Raw genomic sequence first — 15,363 nt, 5'->3', positions numbered from 1 at the left:
GGCGAGGGCCTACCGGGTCCCCGGCACCGCCACCCCGTCCTCCGTCACGTACTTCACGCCGTCGTCGCTCTTCGTGATCGTGAACGCGTCCAGGGTCTCCCCCACCGCCTTGTCCGTCGTCGACTTGTCGTCCCACTTGGCCGCCACCACCGCCTCGTAGCGAATCGTGTCCTTGGTGACCGTGATGCCCTGGAACGTCGACGTGTGCGCCTCGCGGGCCACCTGGGTCGCGCCGTTGCGGGTCCAGACGTTGTCACCGGCCGGGGAGAGCTCGTAGTACTTCGGGCCCGCCATCGCGACCGCGTAGACCGTGCCGGTCGTCACGCCCGGCGTGTCCGTCGCGTCGGCGTTCACGTAGCCACGGGCGTACACGTGGTCGTGGCCCATCAGGACCAGGTCGATGTCGTTGCGCTGGAAGACCGGGAGCCACGCGTCGCGGATCGGCTTCTCGTCGCGGCCGACCGCTGCCGAGAAGACCGGCTGGTGGAAGGTGGCCACCGACCACTTGTTGGGGTTGTCCGCGAGGATCTGGTCGAGCCAGCGGGCCTGGAGGTCCAGCCAGAGCTTCTGCGGGTCCGGGCAACCGGTCGAGCAGGGCGGCAGGTCGGGCGGGGTCATCAGCTCGCGCGCGTCGTGCGTGCTCGCGTTGAGGGTGATGAAGCGGACGTTCTGGTAGTCCGTGTAGTACGCCGTCTCCGCCAGGGACTTCGCCATGTGCGTTTCGTACGCCGCCCGTTGGCGTTCGGCCGAGGTGTCGTCCTTCGCCGGGGCGGGCGTCGGGCCGTTGGCCGGGTACGCGAACGTGGACTTCCACGTCTTCAGGAACAGGTCCGCGTTGTACTCGTGGTTGCCCGGCGCCGCGATCACGTTCGTCGTCTGGCTGCGGCCGTTCATCGCGCCGAACCACTCGTCCCACTGGCCCGCGTTGCCGCCCGAGTCCACCAGGTCACCCGCGTTGACGCTGCCGATGGCCTTCGGGAAGCGCTTGTACGCCTGGTCGACGACCGGGGCCCACTTCGCCTTCAGGTCGTTCTGGGCGTCGCCGAAGTAGAGGAACGTGAACTCGTCACCCGGTTTGCCGGCCGAGGTGAACACGTACCGCTCGCTCAGCTTGCCGCCCGTGCCCACCCGGTACTCGTACGCCGTCCCCGGCTTCAGGCCCTCCATCACCGCCGAGTGCGTGCGCGTCGGAACGCCGCTGCTCAGGAGCTCCTCGTTCGTCGTCGCCTTCGCCTTCCGCCAGGCCGAGTTGGAGCCCTCCGGACGGAACTGCGCCTCGCCCTGTGTCGTGCCGCTGCCCGTCCGCCAAGTCACCGCCTGGGAGGTGGCGGGTGTGGCGGTCGGCGTGAGGACGATGCGCTCCGGGGTGACGCCCGGCGCCTCCAGGTCCGGGTTGGTCGTCAGGGCCACGTCGAAGATGTGCATGATGCCACGGTCCGTGCCCTGCGGCAGGACCACCGACTTCACCCGCTTCTTGCCGTCCAGCACCTGCGGGACCGTGCCGAAGACCACCGTGCGCGTCGTGTCCGACGTGCCGTTCACCTTGTTGCGGCCCTCCGTGGCCACCAACGGGGCGTTGCCGTAGAGGTAGTTGGTGCCGGGCGTCCAGTCGGTGAACTGCACCGCCACGTTCTGCGTCGAGCCGTCCTCGTACTCCACGCTCGCCAAGCCCTGCGAAGGACCGTTCGTCGCCAGGCCGAGGAAGGAGATGCCCGTCGCCTTGACGCCCTTGCCGCTCCCGCCGGCGAGGTTCACGCGCTGGCCGTGCGGGATCCAGTTGTCCGGCTGCCCCTGCTTCGCCTTCGGCCAGGTGAAGGTCACACCCGTGTCGCCGAGCGGCAGCTTCGCGCCCGGTGCCGCGCCCGCCGCCGCCAGCTTCTCGCGGGAGAGGGAGTTGTCGCTGAGGTCGAGCGAGCCCAGCCTGCCCTGGCCGTCCGGGGTCGAGCCGATGTTGTTGCGGGCGCCGGAGCCCTCCGTGTACGACGGCGGCACGTCGGCCGCACCCGTGCCCCAGGTTCCCGGCGCCTCGCCCATCGTGTACGTCAGCACGCCGCCCGCCCGCGCGAAGTCCTCGTCCAGCCAAGACTTCGACGTGGCGCGGCCGTTGACCTTCAGCCCCGTCACGTACGGCTTGTCCGACGCCGCGCCGTCCGCCTTGATCGTGATCCGGCGGTCGCTGTCCGCGCTGTCGATGGTGATCCGATCGAACATCGGCGAGCTGAGCACCAGGTTCGCCGTGCCGTAGACCGTGGGGTTCATCCCCAGGTTCGCCCACACGTACCAGGCGCTCAGCGAGCCCAGGTCGTCGTTGCCCGGCAGGCCCGAGGGGGTCGTGCCGTACATCTCGTCCGTCGCCCGGCGCAGCACTTCCGACGTACGGTGCGGCTGCCGAAGCCAGTTGTAGACGTACGGCATCGAGAAGCTCGGCTGGTTGGAGAGGTAGGCGCCCGTGGTGTTGTAGACGCCCGCGTCCAGCGCCTTGGTGTGCTCGTCGAGGTCGCGGGTCACCGGCTCGACGCCGCCTCGCTTCTCGATCAGCGTGCCGATGTTCTGCGGGACCATCCAGCCGTACTGGTAGCCCGTCGCCTGCTCGAACTGGTTGCCCCGCTCACCGAGGTTGAAGGAGCGGTCGAAGCCGTTGCGGCCACGCGGGCGGATGCGGTCCGTCTCCGGGTCCAGCAGGTTCTGCCAGTTCTGCGCCCGCACCATGAACTGGTCGTGGGTGGCCTTCTCGCCCAGCCTGCTTGCCAGTTGGGCGATGGCGAAGTCGTCGATCGCGTACTCAAGGGTCTTGGAGGTGGCCGAGTCGCCCTTGCCGTTGTCGATGAAACCGGCGCTGAAATACTGCTGCGCGTGCGCCCGCTTGGTCGTGTCGGCGGGGAGCGACTGCGTCTTCCGCATCGACGCCAGCGCCGCCTTGCGGTCGTAGTTGACGCTGCCGAACGCGTCGATCGACGACAGCACCACCTGGAGCGAGTCCCCGCTCATCTTCTGCTGCGACTGGTTCAGATGCGGCCAGTTGGGCCACGCGCCCGTCTGCTTCACCAGGTCCACCAGCGACTGGTTGATGTCGTCGCCGACCTTCGGGAGGAGCAGCGCGATGAGCTGCGCCTGGCCCCGGTACATGTCCCAGCCCGCGTACGTGACGTAGTGGTGCCGCCCGGCAGAGACCTTACGGACCTTGCCGTCGTGGCCCGGGTACTGGCCGTTCACGTCATCGGCGATGTTGGGGTGGAGGAGGGAGTGGTAAAGCGCCGTGTAGAACTTCACCCGCTCCGACTTCGTCCCTCCGGTGGCGCCGACCGTGCCCAGCGTGTCCTTCCAGACCTTCGCCGTCGCCTTGCGCACCTGGTCGAAGCTCCGGCCGCCGGTCTCCTCCTCCGCGTTGCGGGCCGCGTTCGCCACGCTCACGTAGCTGAGGCCGGTCCGCGCGGTGACCGTCGCGCCCTTCGGGAAGACCAGATACGCCCCCGAACCGTGCTTGGCCGCACCCCCGCGCGCGGTCGCCGCGCCCGGGGTGATCTGGCCGCCCTGCCAGGTGCCGTACGAAGTGAACGCGCGGTCGAAGGTCGAGGAGAAGTAGGCGCGGTACCGGCCGCCCTCGTCGCACACCGACGCCGTCTCGACCCAGCCGCTGACCGTGCGGCCCTCGACGGTGACCTCGCTGTCGAAGACGCGGTTGTTGGAGCCCGCCACGTCCAGGATCAGCGTCGAGGAGTCCTTGCGTGCGGGGAACTCGTACCGGTTGACGGCGGTCCGGGTGGTCGCGGTCAGCTCGGTCTCCACCCCGTTGCCGAGGCCGACCGTGTAGTGACCGGGCGCGGCCGTCTCGTCGCGGTGGTCGAAGTCCAGGTAGTACGGGTCGATCTTCGTGCCGGGGCTGGTCGGCAGCGCGCCCCCGTCGAGCGGTCCGGTGTACGAGAGGACCGGGAAGTCGAAGGCGCTGAACCGGCCCTCGCAGCCGGTGCCGGAGAGCCGGGTCATCCCGAAGCCACGGATCTTGTCGGCGCTGTACTCGTAGCCGCCCTTCTGGTCACCGTCCGAGGAGCGGTACGTCGTCGGGCTCGACTGGACCATGCCGAACGGGGTCGTGGCGCCCGGCCAGGTGTTGCCGTAGGCGCTGTTGCCCTTGTTCTGGGTCGGGTCCAGCTGGGTGCCGATGAACGGGTCGACGGCGTCGTACGCGCTGATGGCGGAGGCGCGCGGGGTGACATCGGCGGCGGTGGCGGTGGCGGTGGCGGCAGCCGTGGCCGGGGTCAGGCCGGCGACCAGCGCGCCGGACGTGAGCGCGGCCAGGGCCACGGCACGCAGCCGGGACCGTCTGCTGCGCGGCGCCGGGCGTCCGGCGGAGGCGGGGGCGGTGGGTTCCCGCATGGGCGGTCCTCTCGGGGAAGACGTGGAAGGCGTGGAAGGCGGGGAAGGCGTGGAAGGCAGGCAGGACGGGGCGAGATGGCGTGGATCGCCGGCCCGGGGCAGGGGTCGAACCCAACGCCTGACAACGTTGTCCAACCCCCGTTCGGGCGCGGGCACCACAGTGCTCGGCACAGTTTTCCCGCAGAGGGCCCCGATGGGAAGACCTGGCCAACAACGCCCGTCCCGCAGACGTCACCCGGAGTTGGCGGCCTCCGCCTCCTCCTCGCTCTGGCGGCTGTCGTACTCCGCTCGCGCCCGGGCGATCTCCTGCTGGTGGCCCTCGGTCCAGTCGACCAGGGACCGGATCGTCGTGTGCAGGGTCGCGCCCATCGGCGTGAGCGCGTACTCCACGCGCGGCGGGACGACCGGGTAGACCGTGCGCCGCACCAGGCCGTCGCGTTCGAGCTGGCGCAGGGTCACCGTCAGCATGCGCTGGCTGATGCCGTCGATCAGCCGGCGCAGCTCGGAGAAGCGCAGCGTCCGGCGCTCCAGGTGCGCTATGGCGAGCAGCGACCACTTGTCCGCGACGCGGTCGAGGATCTGCCGCACCTCGCAGCCCTCGCGGACATCCCAGTTACTGATGTCGAAGTCCTGCTCAACGCCGGTATGGCCGCAGTTACTCGGTGACTTCAAAGTGCCTTCTTCCATGGTTCCCCAGCGTGCCGCATGCTTCGAGTGGTTACAAGAGAGAACCGACCGGCACTTCGGTAACTCTTGTTCCTCTCGCGCGTGTTGAGGGTCGGCCGCCCTCGCATTCCCTTCTACGGACCGCTGTTGCGGCGGTTCGTCATGCCCGCTTCCGCATCCCTCCCCCAGGAGAAGTCCCGTGTCCACATCACCACCTCTGTCGAGCAGTAGCACCTCCGTCCGGATGACCGGGCGCGCGTGGGGCGTGCTGTTCGTGCTCTGCGGTGCGATCTTCCTCGAAGGCATCGACGTGGCCATGCTGAACGTGGCCATGCCCGCGATCCGCGCCGACCTCGGGCTCTCCACCGGCACCCTCCAGTGGGTGATGAGCGCGTACGTCCTCGGCTACGGCGGCTTCATGCTGCTGGGCGGCCGGGCGGCCGACCTGTTCGGGCGCCGGCGGATGTTCATCGGCTGGCTCGTGGTCTTCCTGCTCTTCTCCGGTCTCGGCGGACTGGCCACCGAAGGGTGGATGCTGATCCTCGCCCGGTTCGTGACGGGGGTCTCCGCCGCCTTCATGACCCCGGCCGGCCTGTCCATCATCACCACCGGCTTTCCGGAGGGGCCGCAGCGCAACAAGGCCCTGCTCGTCTACTCCGGCACCGCGGCGGGCGGCTTCTCCATCGGCCTGGTCGTCGGTGGCCTGCTCTCCGCTATCGACTGGCGCTGGGTGTTCTTCGCCCCGGTCATTCTCTCCTCGCTCATCCTGGTCGCCGCGCTGCGGCTCGTCCCGAAGTCTCCGCGCCCGGACCGCACCGGGCGGGGCGTCGACCTGGCCGGAGCGGTCACCGTCACCGCAGGCATCCTGCTTCTCGTCTTCGGCGTCGAGCGGGTCACGCACGCCTCGGCCGCCTGGACGACCGGCACGATCGGCACCGCGCTCCTCCTCTTCCTCGCGTTCGTCCTCATCGAGCGCCGCTCGGCCTCGCCGCTGGTGCGCCTGGGCCTCTTCCGCAGCGGGTCGCTGGTCCGCGCCAATGTGTCGGGGCTGCTCTTCGCCGCGGGCTTCTTCGGGTTCCAGTTCATCGCCGTGCTCTATCTCCAGGAGCTGCGGGGCTGGTCGTCCCTCCAGACGAGCTTCGCCCTGATCGTCATCGGCGTGGACGCGGTCCTGTCCCCGCTCCTCACCCCGAAGCTGGTGGCCCGGTTCGGCAACGCGCGCGTCATCTTCGGCGGGCTGCTCCTCGCCTCCCTGGCGTACGCGCTGTTCCTGCCGCTCACCGCGGACTGGACCTATCTCGCGATGCTCCCGAGCCTGGTCATGATCGGTGTGTCCTTCTCCCTGGCGTACGGTCCGCTGACGATCACGGCCACCGACGGCATCGCGGAGGAGGAGCAGGGCGTCGCGGGCGGGCTGCTCTACACCTCCTTCCAGTTCGGTGCCGCGCTCGGCCTGTCCTCGGTCGCCGCCGTCAACATCGCGGCGACGGACGGCACTTCGGCGGGGGCTCTGCTCGACGGCTACCGGGCGGCGCTCCTCGTCCCGCTCGCCGCCGCCCTGATCGCGACCGCCGTCAGCGCCTTCGGCCTGCGGGGACGGTCCGGGTCCCCGTCCGGCTCTCCGTCCGGACCCTCGTCCGACGGCACCTCCGCCCCCGCCCCGGAATCCGTTCGACAAGCCGACCTGCCGTCCGGCAAAGTCCCTGCATGAGCCACCGACACTGGCCCCTCCACGGCCTCCGGATCCGTACCCCCCGCCTCGAACTGCGCCTGCCCGACGAGGCGCTCCTCGACGAGCTGGCCTCGGTCGGCGCCGACGGAGTGCACGCCCCGGACCGGATGCCGTTCATCGTGCCGTGGACCGACGGCGAGCCCGACGAGGTCGGCCGGGCCACCTACCAGCACGTCCTGGGCACGATCGCCGGGTGGACGGCCCAGGACTGGCACCTCTCCCTATCCGTCCTCCACGGGGGCGAGGTCGTGGGGCGGCAGGACGTGATGGGCCGGGAGTTCGGCGTACGGCGTGAGGTGATGACCGGGTCGTGGCTCGGCCTCCCCCATCAGGGGCAGGGCATCGGCACGGAGATGCGGGCCGCCGCCCTCCACCTGGCCTTCGAGGGGCTCGGCGCCCGGTACGCCGTATCGGACGCCAGGACGGACAACGCCGGCTCGCTCGGCGTCTCGCGGCGGCTCGGGTACGAGCCCGACGGCCTCCAGATCGAGGTGATCCGCGGGGAGGCCGTCACCTTGCGGCGGGTGCGGCTGGACCGGGCCGGGTGGGAGAAGCACCGGAGCGTGGACGTCACCGTGGAGGGACTCGACGCCTGCCGGGCCGACTTCGGGGTCTAGCCCCGTATCGGGACCCTCAGGGGGCGAAGCGCTGTACGGAATGGAGTTCCGCATTCCGTACAACCCTTCGCCCCCGGTGTACGTCTTGGGTGTGTCGTCGGCAGCCCCGTCCCCCTTCCATCGGGACGCGGGCCCTGAACCGCAGGAGCTCCAGCCTTCATGAACCTCCCTCGCGCCTCCCGTGCGCGCCGCTTCCGTCTCCGTACGACGTCGATCGCCGTAGGCGTGGCGCTCGCCGCCGGACCGGTGCCGTTCCTCGCCGCCGCGCCCGCCTCGGCCGCCGCCGCGAAGCCGGCGAAGCACTACGACGATTTCAACGGGGACGGGTACCGGGACCTGGCCGTCTCGCACACGCACGACGGAATCTTCGCCTTCAATGACCGCGCGGTGCTCGTCACCTACGGCGGACCGAAGGGGCTCACCACCAAGAAGCAGGTCATCCACCAGAACTCACCGGGGATCCCCGGTGCCAGTGAGTCCGGCGACCTTTTCGGCACGGTGCTGGCCAGTGCCGACCTGAACCGCGACGGGTACGCGGACCTCGTCGTCGGCAACCCGAGCGAGGCGGCGGGGCGGACCCGCGTCGGCTCGGTCACCCTCGTGTGGGGTTCGGCCAAGGGGCTCAAGGGGGGAACGTCCCTGCCTCGCAAGGCGGCCGGCAACGGCCACCCAACCTTCGGCAGCGACATCGCCACCGGTGACTTCAACGGGGACGGCCGCCCCGACATCGCGACGGTCAACGGCGACGACGTCCAGCTGTACCGCGGCGGCTTCACCAAGTCCGGCGGCCTGGGCAAGGTCAGCGGGTACGACCGGGAGGGGGAGAGCTGGAACAGCGACACCATCGCCGCCGGCAAGGTCAACGGTGACGGGAAGACCGACCTGATCGTCACGGGCGTGCGCGGCGTCGGCCTCACGTTCCGCACCGAGGCCTGGTTCCTGAAGGGCACGGCCGCCGGCCTGGTCTCCGGTCCGGCCAAGGTCATCGACGGCAAGAGGCAGCAGGAGTGGCTGGACGCGGCCGTCGGCGACTTCGACCGGGACGGTTACGGGGACATCGCCGTCGGCAACCCGGTGGCCAACGACGGCCGAGGCAGGGTCACCGTCTGGTACGGCACCTCCGCCGGGCCGGGCAAGCGGAGCATCACGCTCAGCCAGTCGACGGCCGGGGTGGCCGGCGCCTCGGAGGCGTGGGACCAGTTCGGTTCGTCGCTGACGGCGGGGGACGCCGACGGCGACGGGTACGCGGACCTGGCGGTCGGCGTCCCGGGCGAGAAGGTCGGAACCAAGGCCAACGCGGGCGGCGCCTATCTGTTCCGCGGCGGCAAGGGCGGGCTCACGGGGGCGCGCTCGGCCGGGATCGGCAAGTCACTCCCGGGGGTGGCGGGGGCCACGGCGGACCACGACCTCCTCGGCTACGACCTGCGGCTGCGGGACCTGAACCGGGACGGGCGCGCCGACCTGGCGATCTCGGTGCCGGGCGAGGACAGCGTACGCATCCTGCCGGGGGCGAAGGGCGGGGTGACGGGGACCGGTTCGTCGACCCTGCGGGTCCTCGGGTCCGACCTGCCGGAGTAGCGGCGGGGACAGGTCCGCCGGAGTGGCGGCGAGTGGGACAGGGGCGGGTGCCGTGCGGTCGGGCGCCCGCCCCTGGCGCGCCCTCGGGGGCCTCCTCGGGGCCGACACCCCGGCCCAGGCGCGCCCTCAGGGCCGACACCCACACCCCCGGACCCGCCCGACACCGTGACCGCCTAGCAAGGTTAGGCTAACCTTCCTTCGGACTGCCCTCGCCGGAGCTGGCCCGTCCGTCCGCCGCTCCTGGCCTGTCCCGGAGGAGCCCTCGTTGACGACGACTACCGCCGTTCCCCAAGTAGCCCCGTTCCGGTTCTTCGACCTCACCGTCCTGCGGGTCAGGCGGCTCGGCCCCTCCATGCTCCGGATCACGCTGGGCGGGCCCGGGGCCGACGGGTTCAGCGCCGGGGGCCGCGACCAGAGCCTGTCGATCTTCCTGCCGCACCCCGGGCAGAGCGAGGCCGTGGTGCCGGAGGGTGAGGACGGGGCCTGGTACGCGAAGTGGCGGGCACTGCCGGAGGACGTACGGGCGGTGATGCGGTCGTACACCGTGCGGGCCCAGCGCGTGAAGGCCGACGGCTCCACCGAGGTGGACATCGACTTCGCGCTCCACGGTGACGGCGGCCCGGCCTCCCGCTGGGCGCTCATGGCCACGGCGGGCCACCCGCTCAAGATGCTCGGCCCGGCGGTCCGGGACAACACCTCCGTGCGTTTCCGGCCCCCGGAGGACACCGACTGGGTGCTCATCTGGGCCGACGAGACGGCCCTGCCCGCCGCCTCCGCCGCCCTGGAGTGGCTGCCCGCCGGAATGCCCACGCGGGCCTGGCTGGAGGTGCCGAAGACCGAGGACCGGCAGGCGCTCAACACCGCCGCCAAGGCCCGGATCAGCTGGCTCGTCCGGAGCGAGGGCGCCGTGCCCGCCGTGGAGGCCGTGCGCGCCGCCGAGCTGCCGGAGGGCACCCCGTACGTCTGGATCGCGGGCGAGTCGTCCGAGGTGCGGGCGCTCCGCCGCCACCTGGTCCAGGAGCGCGGCTTCGACCGCAAACGGGTCACCTTCGTCGGGTACTGGCGGCGCGGGCTCAGCGAGGAGCAGCTGCGGGGGGAGACTATCGCGCGGGCCGGGGAGACGGAGTAGCCGAACCGGAACCAATCCGGACAACTCCCGCACCCATCAGGGGCGAGGGACGACCCGTGATCGACTTAGGTTAGGCTAACCTCACTTCGACATCGCGTCCCTCGTCCCCCCTCTTTTCCTGCCCGGAGGGTCGCGATGAAGTTCCCCTCACCCGGGAGGACCCCTTCATGCGTTCGCACCTGCTCAACAACACGACTGCGGAGCACTACCGGCGTACCGTCACCGCAGGAGTGGATCGGGTCGCGGCCAAAATCGCCGCCACCGAGCGTCCCTTCAGCGGGGTCGGTGTCGACGAGCTCTCCCCCGTCGTCGACGCGATCGACCTCGACCGGCCGCTGGGCGACGCCACCGCCGCCCTCGACGAGCTCGGCGAGGTCTACCTCCGCGACGCCGTCTACTTCCACCACCCGCGCTACCTGGGCCACCTCAACTGCCCAGTCGTCATCCCCGCCGTCCTCGGCGAGGCGGTGCTCTCCGCGGTCAACTCCTCCCTGGACACCTGGGACCAGAGCGCGGGCGGCACCCTCATCGAGCGCCGGCTGATCGACTGGACCACCGAGCGGATCGGCCTCGGACCGGCCGCCGACGGGATCTTCACCAGCGGCGGCACGCAGTCCAACCTCCAGGCCCTGCTGCTGGCCCGCGAAGAGGCGAAGATCCGACCCGAGCACTACACCCGGCTGCGCATCTTCACCTCCGAGTGCAGCCACTTCAGCGTGCAGAAGTCCGCGAAGCTGCTCGGCCTCGGGCCGGACGCGGTCGTCCCGATCCCGGTCGACAGCAACAAGCGCATGCAGGCCGTCGCCCTCGCCCACGCCCTGGAGCAGTGCATCGCCGAAGGTGCCGTGCCCATGGCCGTCGTCGCGACCGCCGGCACCACCGACTTCGGCTCCATCGACCCGCTGCCCGAGATCGCCGCCCTGTGTGAGCAGTTCGCCACCTGGATGCATGTGGACGCCGCGTACGGCTGCGGCCTGCTGGCCTCCCGCGAGCGGCGCGGTCTCCTCGAAGGCATCGCGCACGCCGACTCGGTGACCGTCGACTACCACAAGTCCTTCTTCCAGCCCGTGAGTTCCTCCGCCATCCTGGTCCGCGACCGGGCGACCCTGCGCCACGCGACGTACCACGCGGAGTATCTGAACCCGCGCCGGATGGCCGAGGAGCGGATACCCAACCAGGTCGACAAGTCCCTCCAGACGACCCGCCGGTTCGACGCGCTCAAGCTGTGGATGACGCTGCGCGTCATGGGCGCCGACGGTATCGGCGAGCTGTTCGACGAGGTCTGCGACCTGGCCGCCGAGGGCTGGAAGCTGCTCGCCGCCGACCCGCGCTTCGACGTGGTGGTCCAGCCGCAGCTCTCCACGCTCGTCTTCCGCTACATCCCCTCCGGCGTCACCTCCCCGGACGGCATCGACCGTGCCAACCTCCACGCCCGCAAGGCCCTGTTCGCCTCCGGCGAGGCGATCGTCGCGGGCACCAAGGTCGGCGACCGCCAGTACCTCAAGTTCACCCTCCTCAACCCCGAAACGACCGTGGCCGACATCGCCGCGGTCCTCGACCTGATCTCCGGCCACGCCGAGCAGTACCTGGGAGACTCCCTTGTCCGCGCTTCCTGACCCCCACGACTTCATCGGGATCGGGCTCGGCCCGTTCAATCTCGGCCTTGCCTGCCTGACCGAGCCGATCGACGAACTGAACGGTGTCTTCCTGGAGTCCAAGCCGGACTTCGAGTGGCACTCCGGGATGTTCCTCGAAGGAGCCCATCTCCAGACGCCGTTCATGTCGGACCTGGTCACCATGGCCGACCCGACCTCGCCGTACTCGTTCCTCAACTACCTGAAGGAGCGCGGCAGGCTCTACTCGTTCTACATCCGGGAGAACTTCTACCCGCTGCGGACCGAGTACAACGACTACTGCCGCTGGGCCGCCGCCAAACTGAGCAGCATCCGCTTCAACGAGACCGTGGAGGCGGTGACGTACGACGAGGGCAGTGAGCTCTACACCGTCACCACCGCCGCCGGGACCGTCCTGCGCTCCCGCCACCTCGTCCTCGGCACCGGGACCCCGCCGTACATCCCCGAGGCCTGCCACGGTCTCGGCGGGGACTTCCTGCACAACTCCCGCTACCTGGAGGGGAAAGCCGAGCTCCAGAAGAAGAAGTCGATCACCCTGGTCGGCAGCGGGCAGAGCGCGGCGGAGATCTACTACGACCTGCTCTCCGAGATCGACACCTACGGCTACCGGCTCAACTGGGTGACGCGCTCCCCGCGGTTCTTCCCGCTGGAGTACACCAAGCTCACGCTGGAGATGACCTCCCCGGAGTACATCGACTACTTCCACGCGCTGCCCGAGGAGACCCGCTATCGGCTGGAGACCGGGCAGAAGGGGCTGTTCAAGGGCATCGACGGGGAGCTGATCGACGCGATCTTCGACCTGCTCTACCAGAAGAACCTGCCCGGCCCGGTCCCGACCCGGCTGCTCACCAACTCGGCGCTGCTCAGCGCGCGTTACGACGAGGAGGGCGGCGCGTACAGCCTGGGGCTGCGCCAGGAGGAGCAGGGCAAGGAGTACGAGCTCACCACCGAGGGCCTCATCCTCGCCACCGGCTACCGCTACGAGGCGCCCGCCTTCCTGGCGCCCGTCCAGGGCCGGCTGCGCCACGACAGCCGGGGCCGCTTCGACGTGGCCCGCAACTACAGCATCGACACCACCGGCCGCGGGATCTTCCTGCAGAACGCCGGGGTGCACACCCACTCGATCACCTCGCCCGACCTGGGCATGGGTGCCTACCGCAACGCGTACATCATCGGCGAACTGCTCGGCCGTGAGTACTACCCGGTCGAGAAGTCCATCGCCTTCCAGGAGTTCGCGATATGAACCACCCGCACAGCAACCCCCCCGGCAAACTCGGCACGCTCACCGTCCGCCCGCTCGACCCGGCCTGTGACGCCGAGCTGGTGCACGGCTGGGTGACCCACCCCAAAGCCGCCTTCTGGCTGATGGGCGAGGCGAAACTCGAAGACGTGGAGCGGGAGTACATGGCGATCGCCGCCCACCCGCACCACGACGCGTTCATCGGCCTGCACGACGGCGAGCCCGCGTTCCTGATCGAGCGGTACGACCCCACCGAGGTCGAGCTGAAGGGGCTGTACGAGGCGGAGCCCGGCGATGCCGGGATGCACTTCCTGGTCGCGCCGACCGACACCCCGGTGCACGGCTTCACCCGGGCCGTGATCACCGCCGTGATGGAGTTCCTCTTCGCCGACCCGTCGGTACGCCGGGTCGTCGTCGAGCCCGATGTGACCAACAGCGCCGTCCAGGCCCTCAACAAGGCCGTCGGCTTCGAGGTCCTGCGGGAGATCGCCAAACCGGAGAAGGACGCACTGCTCAGCGCCTGCACCCGCGAGCAGTTCGAAGCAGCAACCGGAGGAACCGACCGATGACGACCGCCCTCACCGACAGCGTCGCCCACCTCTCCCCGGGCCGCTGGACCACCGCAAACCGACTGCTGGTCCGCAAAGCACTGGCGGAATTCAGCCACGAACGGCTGCTGACCCCCGTTCCGCTCGGCGAGGACCGCTACACCCTCCGTAGCGACGACGCGGGGACGGAGTACCGTTTCACCGCACGCCTCTTCGCCCTGGACCACTGGCAGGTCGAGGCCGAGTCGATCACGCGCCACCGGCACGGGGCCGAAGTTCCGCTCGACGCACTGGAGTTCTTCATCGAACTGCGGGTGGCGCTCGGGCTGACCGAGGAGATCCTCCCGGTCTATCTGGAGGAGGTCTCCTCCACTCTGGCTGGAACCGCCTACAAACTCACCAAGGAACCGGCCACCTCCGGCCAGCTCGCCGCCGCCGGCTTCCAGGCCATCGAGACCGGGATGACCGAGGGTCACCCCTGCTTCGTGGCCAACAACGGCCGGCTCGGCTTCGGGGTCGACGAGTACCGCGCGTACGCCCCCGAGGCCGCGTCCCCGATCCGGCTGGTCTGGCTGGCCGCGCGCCGCGACCGGGCCACCTTCACGGCGGGCGCCGGGCTGGACTACGACACGCTGGTCGAGGGTGAGCTGAGCGAGGCGACCCGGGAGCGGTTCGCCGCCACCCTGCGCTCCCTCGGCCTGGACCCGGAGGCGTACTTCCTGCTGCCCGTCCACCCCTGGCAGTGGTGGAACAAGCTCGCCGTCACCTTCGCCGGAGAGCTGGCCGAGCGCCACCTGGTGGTGCTCGGGGAGGGCGAGGACGCCTACCTGGCCCAGCAGTCGATCCGTACGTTCTTCAACACCGACCACCCCGAGAAGCACTACGTCAAAACGGCCCTGTCCGTCCTGAACATGGGCTTCATGCGCGGCCTCTCCGCCGCCTACATGGAGGCCACGCCCGCCATCAACGACTGGCTGGCCGGGCTCATCGAGCGCGACAGCGTGCTGACCGCCGCCCGGTTCTCGATCATCCGGGAGCGGGCCGCGATCGGCTACCACCACCGGAACTACGAGGCGGCCACCGCCAAGGGCTCCCCGTATCTGAAGATGCTGGCCGCGCTCTGGCGCGAGAGCCCCGTCGCCGGTCTGGAGCCGGGCGAGCGGGTCGCGACCATGGCCTCCCTGGTCCACACCGACCACGAGGGCCGCTCGGTGGCCGGGGCGCTCATCGAGGAGTCCGGGCTCGACCCGCAGGTGTGGCTGCGGCACTACCTGGACGCCTACCTGGTGCCGGTGCTGCACAGCTTCTACGCCTACGACCTGGTCTACATGCCGCACGGCGAGAACGTGATCCTGGTCGTCGAGGACGGGATCGTCACCCGGACGATCTTCAAGGACATCGCCGAGGAGATCGCGGTCATGGACCCGGACGCGGTGCTGCCGCCGAAGGTCGACCGGATCCGGGCCGAGGTCCCCGAGGACATGAAGCTGCTGTCGGTCTTCACCGACGTCTTCGACTGCTTCTTCCGCTTCCTGGCCGCGGGCCTGGCCACCGAGGGGGTCCTGGACGAGGACACCTTCTGGCGGACGGTCGCGGAGTGTGTACGCGACTACCAGAAGACGGTGCCGTATCTCGCGGAGAAGTTCGCGCAGTACGACTTGTTCGAGCCGGAGTTCGCGCTCTCCTGCCTCAACCGCCTCCAGCTGCGCAACAACCAGCAGATGGTCGACCTCAACGACCCTGCGGGCGCGCTCCAGTTGGTCGGCCGCCTGAAGAACCCGATCGCGAAGTTCTGAGCGGTCCCCACAGACCGGTGAGCGCCCGGGGACGGTCCCCCGGGCGCTC

Annotated in this window: 10 protein-coding genes; 8 read left to right on the top strand and 2 right to left on the bottom strand. The window is 70.1% G+C overall.

What is annotated here, in order from left to right; all coding sequences use genetic code 11:
* Nucleotides 1-9 precede the first annotated feature (9 nt).
* Nucleotides 10-4,374 (bottom strand): GH92 family glycosyl hydrolase, encoded by a 4,365-nt coding sequence (locus R2B67_RS24010; protein ID WP_317820950.1) that lies wholly within the window; start codon nucleotides 4,372-4,374, stop codon nucleotides 10-12.
* A 231-nt stretch (nucleotides 4,375-4,605) separates the two neighbouring features.
* A complete protein-coding gene (locus R2B67_RS24005) occupies nucleotides 4,606-5,061 on the bottom strand; it encodes a winged helix-turn-helix transcriptional regulator (RefSeq protein WP_317820949.1) in 456 nt (151 codons plus the stop codon).
* Nucleotides 5,062-5,284: 223 nt separating this feature from the next.
* Here R2B67_RS24005 and R2B67_RS24000 point away from each other — a divergent pair, with 223 nt between their 5' ends.
* From R2B67_RS24000 to R2B67_RS23965, 8 genes are all read left to right on the top strand, one after another.
* Nucleotides 5,285-6,751 (top strand): MFS transporter, encoded by a 1,467-nt coding sequence (locus R2B67_RS24000; RefSeq protein WP_317824948.1) that lies wholly within the window; start codon nucleotides 5,285-5,287, stop codon nucleotides 6,749-6,751.
* Nucleotides 6,748-7,389: a GNAT family N-acetyltransferase gene (locus tag R2B67_RS23995; protein WP_317820947.1), complete on the top strand. Its 642-nt coding sequence runs from the start codon at nucleotides 6,748-6,750 to the stop codon at nucleotides 7,387-7,389. The genes R2B67_RS24000 and R2B67_RS23995 overlap by 4 nt, the downstream gene beginning before the upstream one ends.
* Nucleotides 7,390-7,548: 159 nt before the next feature.
* Nucleotides 7,549-8,967, top strand: coding sequence for an FG-GAP and VCBS repeat-containing protein (locus R2B67_RS23990; protein ID WP_317820945.1), 1,419 nt, complete (start codon nucleotides 7,549-7,551; stop codon nucleotides 8,965-8,967).
* A gap of 265 nt (nucleotides 8,968-9,232) precedes the next feature.
* The gene (locus tag R2B67_RS23985; RefSeq protein WP_317820943.1) at nucleotides 9,233-10,096 is read left to right on the top strand and encodes a siderophore-interacting protein; all 864 of its coding nucleotides are present in this window, start codon (nucleotides 9,233-9,235) and stop codon (nucleotides 10,094-10,096) included.
* 167 nt (nucleotides 10,097-10,263) lie between these two features.
* A complete protein-coding gene (locus R2B67_RS23980; RefSeq protein WP_317820942.1) occupies nucleotides 10,264-11,712 on the top strand; it encodes a pyridoxal phosphate-dependent decarboxylase family protein in 1,449 nt (482 codons plus the stop codon).
* Nucleotides 11,696-12,973: a lysine N(6)-hydroxylase/L-ornithine N(5)-oxygenase family protein gene (locus tag R2B67_RS23975; protein ID WP_109977836.1), complete on the top strand. Its 1,278-nt coding sequence runs from the start codon at nucleotides 11,696-11,698 to the stop codon at nucleotides 12,971-12,973. The genes R2B67_RS23980 and R2B67_RS23975 overlap by 17 nt, the downstream gene beginning before the upstream one ends.
* The gene (locus R2B67_RS23970; protein WP_317820940.1) at nucleotides 12,970-13,539 is read left to right on the top strand and encodes a GNAT family N-acetyltransferase; all 570 of its coding nucleotides are present in this window, start codon (nucleotides 12,970-12,972) and stop codon (nucleotides 13,537-13,539) included. Before R2B67_RS23975 ends, R2B67_RS23970 begins: the two co-directional genes overlap by 4 nt.
* On the top strand, nucleotides 13,536-15,314 hold the full coding sequence (locus R2B67_RS23965; protein ID WP_317820938.1) for an IucA/IucC family protein: 1,779 nt from the start codon (nucleotides 13,536-13,538) through the stop codon (nucleotides 15,312-15,314). The genes R2B67_RS23970 and R2B67_RS23965 overlap by 4 nt, the downstream gene beginning before the upstream one ends.
* Nucleotides 15,315-15,363: the final 49 nt, after the last annotated feature.

This window comes from Streptomyces cyaneofuscatus (assembly GCF_033109485.1).
GTDB classification, from domain to species: Bacteria; Actinomycetota; Actinomycetes; order Streptomycetales; family Streptomycetaceae; genus Streptomyces; species Streptomyces cyaneofuscatus.
This window is presented reverse-complemented; position numbering and strand designations above follow the sequence as displayed.